The following is a 14,495-nucleotide window of genomic DNA, read 5'->3' on the forward strand; positions in this document are numbered from 1 at the left end:
TTTTTTGTACAAAAAATCCCTACTGATTCAATCAGTAGGGACGATATTTATCGCGGTACCACCCTAGTTGTAGACTTCTTTCGTCTACCTCTCTTCATTGTTAACGATCATCTGACCGTCTTTCCCTTCATAAAGACAATATTATCTTTACTACGAAAAAGATGCTCTAGGACTGTAATTCGCTCTTGTTTTTGTACTGGTTCGCACCAACCACCAGCTCTCTGTTACAGGGAAACAACAACTACTGCTTTTCCTTTCAACGCATGTATATTTAATTTTCAAGTTGGACCACTAAAATACAAAAAGTCCCTACTGAATAAATCAGTAGGGACGATATTTATCGCGGTACCACCCTAGTTGTAGACTAACTTTCCGTCTACCTCTCTTCACTGTTAACGATCAATTGACCGCTTTTTCTTCATAAAGACGAAACTATCTTTATTACGAAAAAGATGCTCCAAGACTGTAATTCATGATTATCCCTGTACTGGTTCACACCAACCACCAGCTCTCTGTTACAGTAAGACTAACCACTACTGTGATCTCTTCATTGCACTTTGTTTATTCAAATGTTTTTTGAAATTGAATAAGTATGATTCGTATTATAGAACGCTTTTCAAAACACTGTCAACAACTTTTTATATATTTTTTAAAATTCCACTTTCGCCCTACATTTCTTCTTGTAAATTCTCCATAACAATTCCGATGCGAATTATCTCATTATCTATTGCATTTAATACATACTTTTCTACTCCATACCGGATTAATACTTCTTTTATTCGAATGATTTCCGTTTCAAGTAAATCGGCTTCCTGAAGCGTTTGCAGTAAAGTAAAAAATACATTTGCATACAAATCTTTGGACATTTTTATACGCTCTGTCTTTTCAAGTATTTCGTTCAATAACTGTTTTATCTCCGTTTGATTCCCTTTTCCACCCACGTCCGAAAATGATTTACATATTATCGATAATCCTCTTTCTACTATTTCATCCATAAATAAAATAATACGTAAAAGCATTACATATTCTCTAGCTGTGATTTCACCCATTTTCGGTCGCTCTCGCAAAAATATACTGAGCCAAGATGCCCAAAATTTTTGTTGTTCTTTTGCACTTAACGTTTTGACGTAATAGCATAAAAACTGCATAAATTTAATTTTATTTTCTTCATTTTCTTGTATAAGTAACGGGTATAACCAATCTGTTTTTTGCTCCCAATACAGTACACATTTAATAAATACAAAACTAAGCCATTTCAAGAAAGCTTCCCTCGTATGCGGGTGCAATACTTCCAAATGTTCTACCGCATACTTAATAAATCGCTTCATTTCTGTAAATAAAGGCAAATTGATTTGCGTGTAACATAAGCCTGCCCATGCATATTTCGTAATTTCATTTTCCTTCTTTAAATCTAAGTACGGTAACAAATATTTGCGGCACCATTGTTTCTCAATATGATAAAGAAATGTTATATCTGCTACTAAACGAGCTAACATGTAATTTGTCCGCTCTGAACTAACTCTTACTTGTTCTTCAAATAAAAATAAATATTCATACACGTTTCGATCGTATAAATGATCATATGATAACAGTTTTAATAATACAGCTGTCATTTTCCCAACAGGATGCTGGATTGATTCATTGTAAAAATCTTGTTTTCCAAGCTTAAAATCTGTATTACTTTTCATTACTTGAGGGAATACCGAAAAAGCAAACCGTTTCACATTGCGTATGCTATTTTCCTCTAACTCCTCTAATCGATTACTAATTTCATATAGAAAACTACTAATTAACCAATGAAAAGCAGTATTTCTAACAAATTTCTGCAATAGCGGAATAACTTTTTGGATTTGTTCATTTGTCAGTCCTCGGTTATTTCGCCACTCTCTAATACAAACAAACCATACTTCATTACTTATTTCATGCATGCTAACTAATTGATAAGCAAATGAAATACTCCATTCTGTATTCATTTTACATGCTTTCGATAACATCTCTAAAAAATGACGTTGTTCAAAAACTCCGTCTTGAGAAAATTGCCGAACTTGTTTCATAATTTCATCGTCTTTCAGCTGTAATAATCCATCAGCAGTTACATTACAAGTAATACTTTGTTCTGTAGTTTCTTTCTTTTGTAAACTGTATCGCTCAGAATGAAAGTGCGGGTGTTTTTGCTTCATTACCTCATAACCTTTTGCTGTAGATGGACTATTTGAATCACAAGTGAATAATAAATCTAATACTAAACAAACATCAAATGCTCTCTCCTTTGCAAGGTCTTTCAGTACAATTTGAATGACTTCTTCCTTTGTTTTTTCTAAAGAAGATGCGAAATGATTTTTTATAAGTTGAAAAACTTCGTGTTTATACGTGACATCTAAAAGAAGTCCTTCCTGTAACAACCATTTTATTTTGTCATCAGCGCTAACAAATATATTTTTATTCATTGCATCAATTGCAATTCGGGTCTGAAGCACGCTGTTTGCTTCTATCATTTCTGTAATATAATAATTTGCTTTTTTCTCATTGTTTTCACATAAATAAGCTAAACACTCTTTTACAATTTGAATTAAAAAGGCAAGATCATTTTGCTGAAACTCTTTTTCAACATTTTCCTTATCCTTTTTTTTCAAAGCCGTTTGTCGTAGTGATAACAGTCGCATCTTTTCTATTCCCATCATCATAATGGGTACGGCATAATAGGCAATATACGGTTTCATCTTCTCATTCCACATTTGCTCCACATAAGAAAATGTAGACAATGGTAAACGACTCGATTCCTCAAGTTCTATCGATTCTTGTGTATCATTTCCCCATTTTCTTTCCCGCTTCAACTTAAGCTTTCCATCCAAAATAAACGTTAGTAATAATAAAGCAATCTCTTTGTGCTCAGGAAAAGAACATTTTTGCAGTAAGTAAGAAATTTTTTCAATTGATTTACTATCTTTTTCAGCTGTTTCTAATAAAAGAAGTGTCCATCTTGCAAACAACAACGGGTCCATCTCAATTTTCGTCTCGTTTAAGTAGCTACAAATTGTTTTCCATAATAACGGAGATAGTTTAGAATGATTTTTAAAAATTAATTGAAATAATTCTTTTTGATGACTAAAAAGAAATTGTTCCACTAACCATTCTGCAAGTAATTCATCTACCTCATTATCATTTGATGTAACTAAAAATAAATTTTGTAATTTCCCTTCTGCTTCAAGCCATTCCACCCATTCATAATCATGAGCAAATTCAACAAAGTAGCGGACTGTTTCAATTTTTTTTATGGATTGTTTTATGTATGATAATTGTTCCTGCTCTACTGACGGTGGAACTGTTACTATGTCACGAATCCGCATTCGTTTTGTAATATAATTATCTCCCATTAATTCCGCCCATCGCTTCACTGCTTTAACGAGAGATTGATGATTATTGCCTTTATTCGGATATACAATCGGCCGTATTCCTAAATGCTCCCAGTGGTACGTATTTTCCCCTTGTGCAACAAATGCAAAACGCCTTGTACTTGGCGGTAAACCTGTCGCTAAATATTTCATTACGGGGTCATTATGGCTATATCCAACGAATAAAACGGTATAATTCGAAAATAAATCAACTAAAAATCTTCTTGCCCATCCTTCCGTCAAGTAAGCCCTTCCAAAATCACCATCTGTTAATATTAATGCTTCTTTCTCTTGTTCTATATTGCCATGTATGTAAGCGAGTCCTTTAAACGCTCGACCTGTAGGTAACGCAGGTGCGTAATATACGTTTAATTCTCTATTCATTTCTTTCATCGCAGTTGTAAAATGCCGATCAAAATTTGTCGTTACAATACGGACTTCTGTATCTAAAGGAAACAACCTCGGAATCGCATAATGAAGCGGATTCGGTTTTGATTTTTCAGTATGAACTAAATCTCTTGCAACTTGATGTACATCTTTTGTTTTCGCAATTTTACCAAGATAATAATCATGTGGTTCTGTTATCTCACGCGTTTCCACATATAACGTTTTCGCAATTTCATCAACTAGATCATCAAAATTCGGTAAGTTTGATTTCCCTTTCATAGAAACTCCCGCTCCAACAAATAGTACTAACTTTCCTTGTTCAAGATGATCAATTAACTCATCTGGAATTTCTACTTCTGAAGTAATCCACACCATGGATTCCCCCTTACCTAAAAATGTCATATACTCTCATTTTACTATAACATTTTTTCTTTGTTTTTTTAATATTTAGACAAAAACGAACGTGAAAAAGTTTTATGTAAATATATTTGTTACAATGTATGAACTCCTAAATTTATTGTAAAACTATGTATAAATCGGAGGTGTAAATATTGAATGGTTTTACTGTAGTTCTTATTAAGTTTATATCGTGCATTATCGCATTTAGTATTGGACTTGCTTTATTTTTCCCTGCAACATTCGTCCAAATTATTTCATTTAGTCTCTTTGTTACAATCGTATCCTATATGTTCGTCGATAAAATCATATTAAACCGAATTGGCAATACTGGTGCCATTATGTCGGATTTCTTACTACCGTATTTAAGCGTATGGATTTTCGGTAATATTTTATTAGACAATTACATGCAAATAGCATGGGGCAGCTTCCTTTCCGCTACAGTCTTTACATTATCTGAAGTAATCGTTCATCGCTTTTCTAGCTCACACACAAGGCACAACAATGATAACATTCATATTAATCGCCGCTTTGCATATGGTACGGAATTTGCGGAAGAGCAGAATATATTGGATAAAGATAAGAAGAAGTAACATTTTGATGCAGGAGCGCCCTTTTTAATTTTGTGGTGCTCCTTTTTTATGTTTTCAATATGGTACGTGAAATTATATCAACGATTATTTCAATATATCCACTTACCGACAATATTTGACACGATTTCCTCTAATAAAAAACTGCCTCTTATTTAGAGACAGCTCCTTTCAAATCTTTTAATGTAATGACATCCGCAAACGCTCCTAATACTGCGTTATGATGTTTCACAATTTCTTCTGCACGTAACACCTCTGTATTAAACGTACTATGCGCATCACTTACTAATGTTACTTTATACCCTTCACTAAACGCTCTACGCGTTGTCGTATCCACACAGTACTCTGTTTGCATTCCTGAAAGAATAACCTGCTCAATTCCTTTTTCTCGTAATACTTCGTTTAAATTGGTTTTATGGAATGAATCTGGCGTCGTCTTTTCAACGATACTGTCACCATCTTGCGGAGCAATTGCCGCATGAATTTTCCAACCATCTGTACCTTTTTCCAAAGGATGATCTTTCGGTCCGTTATGTTGTACATAAATAACCGGTATATCATTTAAACGGCATTCCCCGATAAGCTCTTGTAATGTTTGTAAAAACTTTTCCCCATTATGTACAGGCATTCCTACTGTATACATTCCCGTTTGCACATCGATTACAATTAATGCTTTTTTCATTTCGCATAGCTCCCTTTGTTTGTATAGGCCTCTACATATTCATCATAATATAGTACTTCAATTACACTGGACCAATTCAAGATTGATCCGACGAAGTCCTTTATATCTAGCCCAGGCATTTCATATACTTCTTCATCATTAGCCGTTCCCGTCGCATCTTCAATAACCGTAACTTTATATCCTTTTTCAAAAGCAGCGATACTTGTAAATAAACAACAAAATTCCGTATTAAATCCAACGATAACAACATGATCAACTTTATGTTTCGTTAATATTTCTTCAACACTTGTATCTTTAAACGCACTAGGTGTCGTCTTCTCGGCTATATAATCCGCAAACCCAGTAAATTCTTCTACTAATTCACTTCCAGTTGATTCATAATACAACGTACTTTCTGGATTATGATCTCTGTGTTTTAAGAAAATAATAGGTTCATTCTCAGCTTTAAATTGTTTTAAAACATTTGCAATTAACTCTTTTTCAATAGAAAAATCCTTACACTCTAAAATCCCCTTCTGCATATCTAATACAAGTAGCGCCTTCACCTTTATCACCTATCCTCTATACGTTTATATTCCATCATCCAACAATCTTCTAATTTCCCCTCATGCAGCTCATGTTCCTTTAATATCTTCACCTTTTTAAATCCGCATTTTTCATAACAGTTTATTGCGCGTTCATTATTTACTTTCGGGTCCATTGCGATTGCTTCTGCTCCCATGTTCTCCATAATATATGTAATTGCTGCCTGAACGAGTTTCGTTCCAATTCCTTTTTCCCAATAAGTCGGCTCACCGATAAATTGATCCATTCCCCAAATATTTTGAGATTCTTCATAGCCATATAATGCTTTCCACTCAGAATCAACTGGATACATTTGAATATAACCAATCGGCATATTATCAAACTCTATTACACACCTTTTTTCATGACTATTGGGATTATGTATGAAATGATCCAGTACCATTTCTACAGATTGCGGATTATCTCGCCCTTCGTAATACTGCAAGACTTCTGGGGCTGTTAACCATTTTGAAATGACCTGTGCATCCTCTTCTTTTACGTACCGTACCGATACATGATCTTTTTGAAATAGCATATAATACCTCTTTTTAATTATTTATATTTTTCCTTGTTGTAAAATCTTTCATTGCACCTATTAATGCGTATGGTAACAATGTAATCGCAAAAAATGCTGTAAACACATTAAAATGAGGAATTTCATATGGAGTGAACCATTCCGTGAAAAATTCAGAATGTAAAATTCTATTTAAAAACTCTCCACTTGGCTTAAAATTTGGTGCCCATCCTGTAATCTCACAAATAATAAATAGTAATTGAACAATTATAAATACCCCTAGATAGCGAAACCATGTCCGTTTCCAAATCGGCTGCGCCTTATTTAATTCATGTTCCATCTAACTCCCACCTTTTTATTTCAATCCTATTAATTATACACTTTCCGCACTTTTTTTGTTAAAATTTTCTATATACTCATTCACGATGGGGGAATACATTATGTCTAATCCTTTACTTAAATCAACTTTAATCATTCTTAGAGGCAACTCCGCAAGTGGTAAAACAACAATCGCAAAGCAACTACAAGAACATTTCGGACAAGGTACACTTTTAGTATCACAGGATGTTGTACGTAGAGATATGCTTAGAGTACACGACACGATGGGGAATTTATCACATGATTTACTATTTGAAATTACAAAGTACGGAAAAGGAAAATGTGAGTTTGTTATTTTAGAAGGTATTTTAAACAGTCGAAGATACGGTGAAATGTTAAAAGAATTAATACATTATTTTGAAGGAAACGCTTATACATATTACTTTGATTTATCGTTAAAAGAAACGATTCGACGACATAACACAAGGGAAAAGCGGCATGAATTTGGTGAGGATTCCCTAGAAAAATGGTATAATCCACACGATACAATTGAAGTTGCTAGCGAAACTATTTTTACAGATAACTTCACGCAAAAAGATATATTTGATGCGATTCTTAATGATATTATGGTACGAAAATAAGACCGACAGAATATGTCAGTCTTATTTTTATTATGTACTTTGCATTTCAGTTTTTATAATTGAACAATCTTTACATAAATAAAAATAGATATTCATTTCCCCGAACTGGAAATCAACAACTGAAATAAGTTCACGTTCCTCAATATCTTGTGTAATTGTAGCAACATATTTCATCTCTTTAGAACAAGTTGGACACGCCAAATCCTCTGGAAGATCACCATATAATGGTGCCCCTAATAATCTACATACATATTCCGAACCGAACAAATCGAAAGCTTCCCAGTAACTATCTTCATCTGTAGGTATATCTCCATTTTCCATATTTATAAGCATTACCGCTGTTTTTGGTAATGCAACTGGTAAATTATCTTCCTCTTCCATTATCCATTCTTCTGAATTACCTTGCCTTATCATTTGAACTGTCTTACCTCCATCACTTAGCTGGAAATATTGTGGACCCCACACCATTGCGCAGTTCAAGCATGAAACTAAAGGTAAAATGTCTAGCTCACTACTTTTAAGTTCAGCAATCCTCTCATCTTTTAAATCAAAACAGAGAATTTGATGCATATTCTCACCACATAACTTACAAAATGGTAAATTACACTCTTCACCACCAAAGTAATGATTGTAGGATTCTTTACCTTCTACTACCCTATACCCTTTCATATCATTGTACTGTTCCCCATATAATTCCATTGTCATATTCCATCCTCGCTTTACATAAATCTAATCCACTTCATTAAAAAAGAATTAACACTAGAATACACCTATACTTTAAACATAATTACACTATTACAAGTGAAAATACATAGTAAATGATTTGATATATAATAAATTTACTTTTTCTTTCCATGAATCAATCATATTAACTCAAAAATAAAAGCCAGTCTCAATAAAGAGAACTGACTTCTATCTAGTTAACTATATTTATTATAAAATTTTAACTTTAACAGTTTGTCTTCCCCAATTCATAGCTTTACTTTTTGTGCCCATTAAAACATCAATACGATTTCCTTTAATAGCACTTCCAGTATCACCAGCGATAGCTTCGCCATAACCTTCTACCCATACTTTAGATCCTAATGGGATTACTTTCGGATCAACTGCGATAATTCTCATATTCGGATTAGCCGTTAAATCATGCCCCATCGCAGTTAAAACGCGTCCACCATATGTACCATTTTCACTTGGATCAGCAGTATATGCTGTCGCTACTACCGTTAATTCACGTTTAGCAGACTGTATGTTATTTTTAGACTCTTCTTTTGCTTTCTCTTCTTCTTTAGCCTTTGCTATTTCTCTTGCTTTCTCTTCTTCCTTAGCCTTTGCTATTTCTCTTGCTTTAGCCTCTTCTTTAGCCTTTGCTATCTCTTGGGCTTTTGCTTCTTCCTTAGCCTTTGCTATCTCTTGGGCTTTTGCTTCTTCTTTAGCCTTCGCTATTTCTTGGGCTTTTGCTTCTTCCTTAGCTTTTGCCTCTTCCTTAGCTTTCGCTATCTCTTGGGCTTTTGCTTCTTCTTTAGCCTTTGCTATCTCTTGGGCTTTCTCTTCTTGTACTTTCACTTCTTCCTTAGGTTTTACTACTTCTTGGACTTTCACTTCTTCCTTAGGCTTTGCTACTTCTTGGACTTTCACTTCTTCCTTAGGCTTTGCTACTTCTTGCACTTTCACTTCTTCCTTAGGCTTTGCTACTTCTTGCACTTTCACTTCTTCCTTAGGCTTTGCTACTTCTTGCACTTTCACTTCTTCCTTAGGCTTTGCTACTTCTTGCACTTTCACTTCTTCCTTAGGCTTTGCTACTTCTTGCACTTTCACTTCTTCCTTAGGCTTTGCTACTTCTTGCACTTTTGCTACTTTTTGTGTTTTTACTTCTCCCTTAGCTTTAACCGTTTTTTGGACTTTCGCTACTTGCTTCGTTTTCTCTTCAGCTTTTTTTTCAACTGGTGCTGTACTTGATAGGAAAGAAACATTTGCATAAGCTGTTTTTCCTTTATACTCAAATTGTAGCCAACCGTCTTTTACTTGATGCGTTGATTCAATTACATCATCTTTTTTCAGTCTGCCAAGAATTTCTGATTCTGTATTTGCATCAGAACGGACATTTAACAAATTCGCTGTTACATGATACACATCTTTTGTAAACTCTGAGCTTACAAACACTTCTTTACCGTTTAAATCAATTTTTGACCATCCATCTTCGGTATTTATTACTTTTAACTCTTGTCCCTCTTTTACCTTTTCAACAACTTTTGATTCCGTTGTCGGTTTTTCACGTACGTTGAGTACATCTGCTGTTACGATCGTTTCTGCGATAGCAGTTGTGGTAAAAGCCCCCAACCCAAAAACAGTTGCTGTTGCTGCTCCAATTACTTTTTTCATATTAGCCTCCATTACGTTTTTTGTATTCTATGAAAAATTTCCATAAAACCAGGAAATTCCACAGCGTATCAAAACATTTGCAATAGTATATTAATACCGCTTAATATACTGTTTTTAAAACTTCCTACTTCAATAGTATCAAATTCTCATTTCTAATTCTATACATTATCAATCTCTTCATCTTCTATAAACTCTTCATGCCCTTTTGCATACTAAATCGTTGTCGCAATTCCCGCCAAAAACAAACTTACGATTGCTAAAAATTTTGTGCCTACTATAGCACCTCTTAAATGAAACTTATAATCTTTATATCCTTTCATCCCTTCTGTACTAGGAATAACAACAAATCTTGGAGTAATCCAGCAAAAGATTAGCCAATCCAGTATAAACAAATCTACTAAATTAAAAATCATTAAAATACCAAAAGTATGTAAATAGGCATCTATATACAATAATTTTTCATGTTTATGAAGTATATATGTAGAAACGAAAGGTGTACCGAAAAGAATCGCATGATATGCAATATTAAAGTAGATTGTTTGCTTTTTTTCATAAATCGATTTTGGAAAAACTACCTTTTGAATATCTTTTGGATAATCAGTTAACGAAAGACGCGGATTATAATATAAAGATCCTAAAATCATTACAGATAGTACAATAGACATGATGATACCAACGTACATCATTTGCTCAAATGAATTCATATGCTTCATTCACCCTTTTCTGTATTCGCTCCATAGTACACTTACTTAATTACATATTGTATGTACGATACTAACCAAAGATTAACAATTACTTTTGTTAATCTTTTATAAATGTAGTTTTTATATCTGAAAAAGTTTGGGAGATTGATGTATTGCCTGGGGAGATTTTGAGTACATATATATAATTACAAAAAGGCAGTGCTACATATATGAAGCACTGCCTTTTTCTTTATCGGAATATTCCCCTTCCTTTCTTCATTTAATCTTAAAGTATAGTCATTGTTTACTTACTGCTTTTCCAAATTGTAAGCATTTTATTTTGTAACAAGGAGAGAAAGAGAAAATGAGTAATCCAAAAATCGAACTTACTGGTCGTATCGTTACACCTAATGATCCGGACTATAATTCAGCTCGTGAAGAGTTCAACACATTCTTTAACAAATTCCCGTTAATCATTGTCTTTGCTCAAAATACGCAAGATGTAGTGAATGCTGTTCGCTGGTCGAGGCTACATAACATCCCTATGCGTATGCGCTCTGGACGTCATAATTATGAGGCATTATCCGTTAGTAATGCTGGCCTTGTAATTGATGTAAGTGAAATGAAACAATTAGAAATAGATCACAAAAGTGAGACTGTAACAATCGGAACAGGCTGGAGGAACATTTCTTTAATTGAAACACTTGCAGCTGAAGGATTAGTTGTGCCAAGTGGAGTTTGTCCGACACCTGGTATTGCAGGTGTTACTTTAGGAGGCGGACATAGCATTCTCTCCCGTCCGTTTGGATTAACTCTCGATCATTTAATTGAATTTGAAATGGTAGACGCAAACGGCTGTGTAATACGTGCTAATACAAAGTGTAACTCTGACCTTTTTTGGGCTTCACGAGGTGCTGGTGGTGGAAACTTTGGCATATGTACTTCGTTCAAATTTCGAACGCATAAAATTAATACGGTAGGCTTTGCAGAAATAAGCTGGGGAATATCCGATTTAAAAGACGTAATAAACACTTGGCAAACTTACACACTACCTTGCGCTGATAAACGACTTACAACTACTCTTTTCATGTCTGCAGAGTTCGAACCATCTTTATTAATGCAAGGTGTATTTCTCGGCTCTGTTCAAGAATTGCAGGTACTGCTACAGCCATTATTAAACGCCGGTTCAGCATTACAAGTAACTATAGAAGAAATACCATGGGCAGAAGCAGCAGCGAAAATAGCCGAAAAGCAACCTGCAACACCTTTACCCTTTAAAAGTGTTGGTCCATATGTATATGAACTCCTACCAGAAGAAGGCCTATCCATAATTGATCACTTTATTAAAAATTCACCTCCCCATGCCACCACCTCCGTATTTTTCCACGGATTAGGCGGGGCTGTTGCTGAGGTGCCAAATGAGGCAACTGCTTACTTTTACCGAAAAGCACTATCAAATATGTCAATCTTCGCCACTTGGGGGCAACCAGAAGGTGCTGCTGCAAGTATTCGATGGGTGGAAGACTTTCGCTTAGCAATGCTGCCATTTACAAAAGGTGTCTATGTTAATACTCCCGACCTATCCATTAAAGATTGGCCAGATGCATACTTCAGTTGCAACTTTGACCGATTAATGGAAGTAAAAGCAAAATATGATCCGAAAAATGTTTTTAACTTCCCGCAAAGTATTCCGCCTTTTTAACTGCTTTAATATTGTTCAAACTGCTAAATAAACATTCATGTTATATTTAGCAGTTTGAACAATATCTTTTAATTTATATAATAACATTTACGAAACATAAGATTTTACTTCTTTACTTATTTTCTTATCTATTAAGAATCTTACTATATTAAAAATCAATGCGAGACAAAATATAGTAGCTCCGATTAAAAATGCTAAATTATAACTACGAATAATTCCTTTCTTATATTCCGCATTTAGTTGTTTGTAAATTTTGCCCTCCTCATCAGTTTTTAAGTCGATTTGCTGTTTTTTATTTATCGCTTGCACTACTTGTACCTTTTCTAAATTTGACAAATCACTATTTTTAATCATAGTCACTACTTCCTTATTTATCTTCTCTTTTTCAACTAACAACTGATGATTCAAAAACATCACCAGAATCGCTACCCCAACAATACCTCCAACTGTTCTAGAAATATTACATACACTTGTAGCAACGCCTGAATTTTCAATTGGCACACTTAAAACTGCCGTTGTTGTATACGGTGCTATTGTACAGCCAGTTCCAATCCCCACAATCATTAATCGCCAAATATAATCCCATGTAGTAAAGGTGGAGTCTATTTGACTAAATAAATATGATGCTATGATAAATATTAGTAGTCCTACACTACCTATTAATGAACTTCCCCGCTTTGCTGCAATTGGTGTCACTACTGATGTAACAATCATTGAAACTATCGCTAGCGTGCTAATTATTAAACCTGACTGTAATTCAGTCATACCTCCTACTTGAACGAAATAAAAAGCAAGTATAAACAAAAAGTTCATTAATCCCATTCCAACAAAGAATAAAGAAAAATTCGAGATTGAAAACTCTTTATTTGTGAATAACTTTAATGGCAACATTGGATTTTCACTTTTCTTTTCAATAATAAAAAATAATATAAAACCTATGAGTGAGAGCATAAAAAGAAGTATTAAGCTTATCATGCTTAAATGATTTGTATTTACTTGTATGAGTGCATATACGAGTAAGCATAGTGCAGATGCAGAAGTAATCATACCTGCCCAATCTATTTTAGAGCTTGCAGCATGATCATAGGATTCCTTAATACAAAGAATCACGAAGATGAAAGATAAAATACCAACTGGTATATTAATAAAAAACACCCAACTCCAATTCAATTTGTGAGTTAAAATACCTCCAAGTGAAGGGCCAATTGCCGCTGCTAATCCCCCAAAAGCTCCCATGATACCTCCTATCATACCTTGTTTCTCTTTCGGTACTAAATTAAGGCCTAATGGCATAGCAACTGGTACGATAACTGCGGCTGAAATTCCTTGTATTACCCTAAAAGCTACTAATGTATGAAAAGAAGTGGCTATACCACACATAAACGAACTAACAGAAAACCCCAATAAACCAATAATATACAGCTTCTTGCGACCAAACTGGTCCGCAAGACGTGCTGCAATTAATAAACACGATACAAAGGCGACGTTATAACTATTAGCAATCCATGAAATTGTATCAATTGACGAATGAAATGTCTTTGTCATTTCTGGTAATGCGATATTCACAATATTTGAATCTAAAATTGCCATAAAAAAACCTGCAATTAAAGCTATTAATGCAAATGTATTCCGCAATTCTCCCACCCCTATTCGTTTTCTTTATTTGAAATTCCATTCATAAATAAATTTACACACGTCTCTATATATTCTTCTAACTGAATTTCTTCTTCCGTTATACTAACGTTCATAATGTATAAAAACAGTTGTCCGTAAAACATATTCGCTATTACACGGTAATTACACGGGGAAATGTGTCCTTTCTCTCCAAGTTGCTTTAAATAATTTTCTAGGTGATCTACTAAATGTGAATTCAACTCGTGTAGTAATGTTTTCATTTCACTATTTTGTCTTGATTCTATTAATGCAGCCCAAATATAGTTCAGCTTTGGCAAATTGGTTTGAATATATGTTTCTGCCACTTTCGTAAGGTCCTTATGTAAATCACCAGTAAATTGTTCTTCAATTTCCTCTAACAAAGCCACTGGTGTCGTCCGTAAAATAATACTCTCTCTAAATAAATTTTCCTTATTTTTAAAATTACGGAATATCGTTAACTCGCTTACCCCAGCTTTTTCTGCCACTTCACGAATTGTTGTCGCTGTATACCCCTTTTCCCCGAATAATAACGTAGCAGCTTCCATAACTTTTTCTCGTGCTGTTAATTTCCCCATCTTTATTCCTCCATCC

At 34.3% G+C, this 14,495-nt stretch carries 13 protein-coding genes, 1 pseudogene and 2 other annotated features; of the genes and pseudogenes, 4 read left to right on the top strand and 10 right to left on the bottom strand.

Translation table 11 applies throughout. The features are described 5' to 3' along the window. Positions 1-33: 33 nt before the first annotated feature. Positions 34-269: a binding site (T-box leader), on the bottom strand. 54 nt (positions 270-323) lie between these two features. After that, positions 324-560 (bottom strand) — a binding site (T-box leader). A gap of 108 nt (positions 561-668) precedes the next feature. Beyond that, a complete protein-coding gene (locus ACHZK0_RS14100; protein WP_270607610.1) occupies positions 669-4,181 on the bottom strand; it encodes a DUF4020 domain-containing protein in 3,513 nt (1,170 codons plus the stop codon). Positions 4,182-4,330: 149 nt separating this feature from the next. On the opposite strand from ACHZK0_RS14100, the gene ACHZK0_RS14105 reads away from it, so the two are divergent. After that, on the top strand, positions 4,331-4,768 hold the full coding sequence (locus ACHZK0_RS14105) for a YndM family protein (protein ID WP_395760509.1): 438 nt from the start codon (positions 4,331-4,333) through the stop codon (positions 4,766-4,768). Between the two features lie 148 nt (positions 4,769-4,916). Here the strand turns inward: ACHZK0_RS14105 and ACHZK0_RS14110 are convergent, their stop codons facing one another. From ACHZK0_RS14110 to ACHZK0_RS14125, 4 genes are read right to left on the bottom strand one after another with little or no spacing between them, the layout of a single operon-like run. Beyond that, positions 4,917-5,447 (bottom strand): cysteine hydrolase family protein, encoded by a 531-nt coding sequence (locus ACHZK0_RS14110; protein WP_395760510.1) that lies wholly within the window; start codon positions 5,445-5,447, stop codon positions 4,917-4,919. Further along, the gene (locus ACHZK0_RS14115; protein WP_087953332.1) at positions 5,444-5,992 is read right to left on the bottom strand and encodes an isochorismatase family protein; all 549 of its coding nucleotides are present in this window, start codon (positions 5,990-5,992) and stop codon (positions 5,444-5,446) included. Before ACHZK0_RS14115 ends, ACHZK0_RS14110 begins: the two co-directional genes overlap by 4 nt. A 5-nt stretch (positions 5,993-5,997) precedes the next feature. Continuing rightward, the gene (locus ACHZK0_RS14120; RefSeq protein ID WP_395760511.1) at positions 5,998-6,546 is read right to left on the bottom strand and encodes a GNAT family N-acetyltransferase; all 549 of its coding nucleotides are present in this window, start codon (positions 6,544-6,546) and stop codon (positions 5,998-6,000) included. Between the two features lie 13 nt (positions 6,547-6,559). Then, complete coding sequence (locus tag ACHZK0_RS14125; RefSeq protein ID WP_237980150.1) at positions 6,560-6,865, bottom strand: YfzA family protein; 306 nt, start codon at positions 6,863-6,865, stop codon at positions 6,560-6,562. 100 nt (positions 6,866-6,965) lie between these two features. On the opposite strand from ACHZK0_RS14125, the gene ACHZK0_RS14130 reads away from it, so the two are divergent. Next, positions 6,966-7,484, top strand: coding sequence for a kinase (locus ACHZK0_RS14130; protein ID WP_270343137.1), 519 nt, complete (start codon positions 6,966-6,968; stop codon positions 7,482-7,484). Positions 7,485-7,514: 30 nt separating this feature from the next. Here ACHZK0_RS14130 and ACHZK0_RS14135 read toward each other — a convergent pair whose 3' ends face one another. From ACHZK0_RS14135 to ACHZK0_RS14145, 3 genes are all read right to left on the bottom strand, one after another. After that, positions 7,515-8,189, bottom strand: coding sequence for a hypothetical protein (locus ACHZK0_RS14135; protein WP_395760512.1), 675 nt, complete (start codon positions 8,187-8,189; stop codon positions 7,515-7,517). Positions 8,190-8,417: 228 nt separating this feature from the next. After that, a complete protein-coding gene (entB, locus tag ACHZK0_RS14140; protein ID WP_395760513.1) occupies positions 8,418-9,863 on the bottom strand; it encodes a cell wall-binding protein EntB in 1,446 nt (481 codons plus the stop codon). 212 nt (positions 9,864-10,075) lie between these two features. Continuing rightward, entirely contained in the window at positions 10,076-10,567 is a 492-nt protein-coding gene (locus ACHZK0_RS14145) for a nitroreductase (RefSeq protein WP_395760514.1), read from the bottom strand. Positions 10,568-10,674: 107 nt separating this feature from the next. Here ACHZK0_RS14145 and ACHZK0_RS14150 point away from each other — a divergent pair. Both ACHZK0_RS14150 and ACHZK0_RS14155 read left to right on the top strand, forming a co-directional pair. After that, a pseudogene (locus ACHZK0_RS14150) lies at positions 10,675-10,752 on the top strand (N-acetyltransferase); the annotation flags it as partial. A gap of 158 nt (positions 10,753-10,910) precedes the next feature. Continuing rightward, entirely contained in the window at positions 10,911-12,248 is a 1,338-nt protein-coding gene (locus ACHZK0_RS14155) for an FAD-binding oxidoreductase (RefSeq protein WP_395760515.1), read from the top strand. A gap of 87 nt (positions 12,249-12,335) precedes the next feature. Here ACHZK0_RS14155 and ACHZK0_RS14160 read toward each other — a convergent pair whose 3' ends face one another. Together ACHZK0_RS14160 and ACHZK0_RS14165 are read right to left on the bottom strand one after the other, a co-directional pair. Then, complete coding sequence (locus tag ACHZK0_RS14160; RefSeq protein WP_395760516.1) at positions 12,336-13,883, bottom strand: MFS transporter; 1,548 nt, start codon at positions 13,881-13,883, stop codon at positions 12,336-12,338. An 11-nt stretch (positions 13,884-13,894) separates the two neighbouring features. Further along, the gene (locus tag ACHZK0_RS14165; RefSeq protein ID WP_073515438.1) at positions 13,895-14,479 is read right to left on the bottom strand and encodes a TetR/AcrR family transcriptional regulator; all 585 of its coding nucleotides are present in this window, start codon (positions 14,477-14,479) and stop codon (positions 13,895-13,897) included. Between the last annotated feature and the right edge of the window lie 16 nt (positions 14,480-14,495).

The organism is Bacillus sp. 3G2, assembly GCF_044324725.1.
Lineage (GTDB): Bacteria > Bacillota > Bacilli > Bacillales > Bacillaceae_G > Bacillus_A > Bacillus_A mobilis.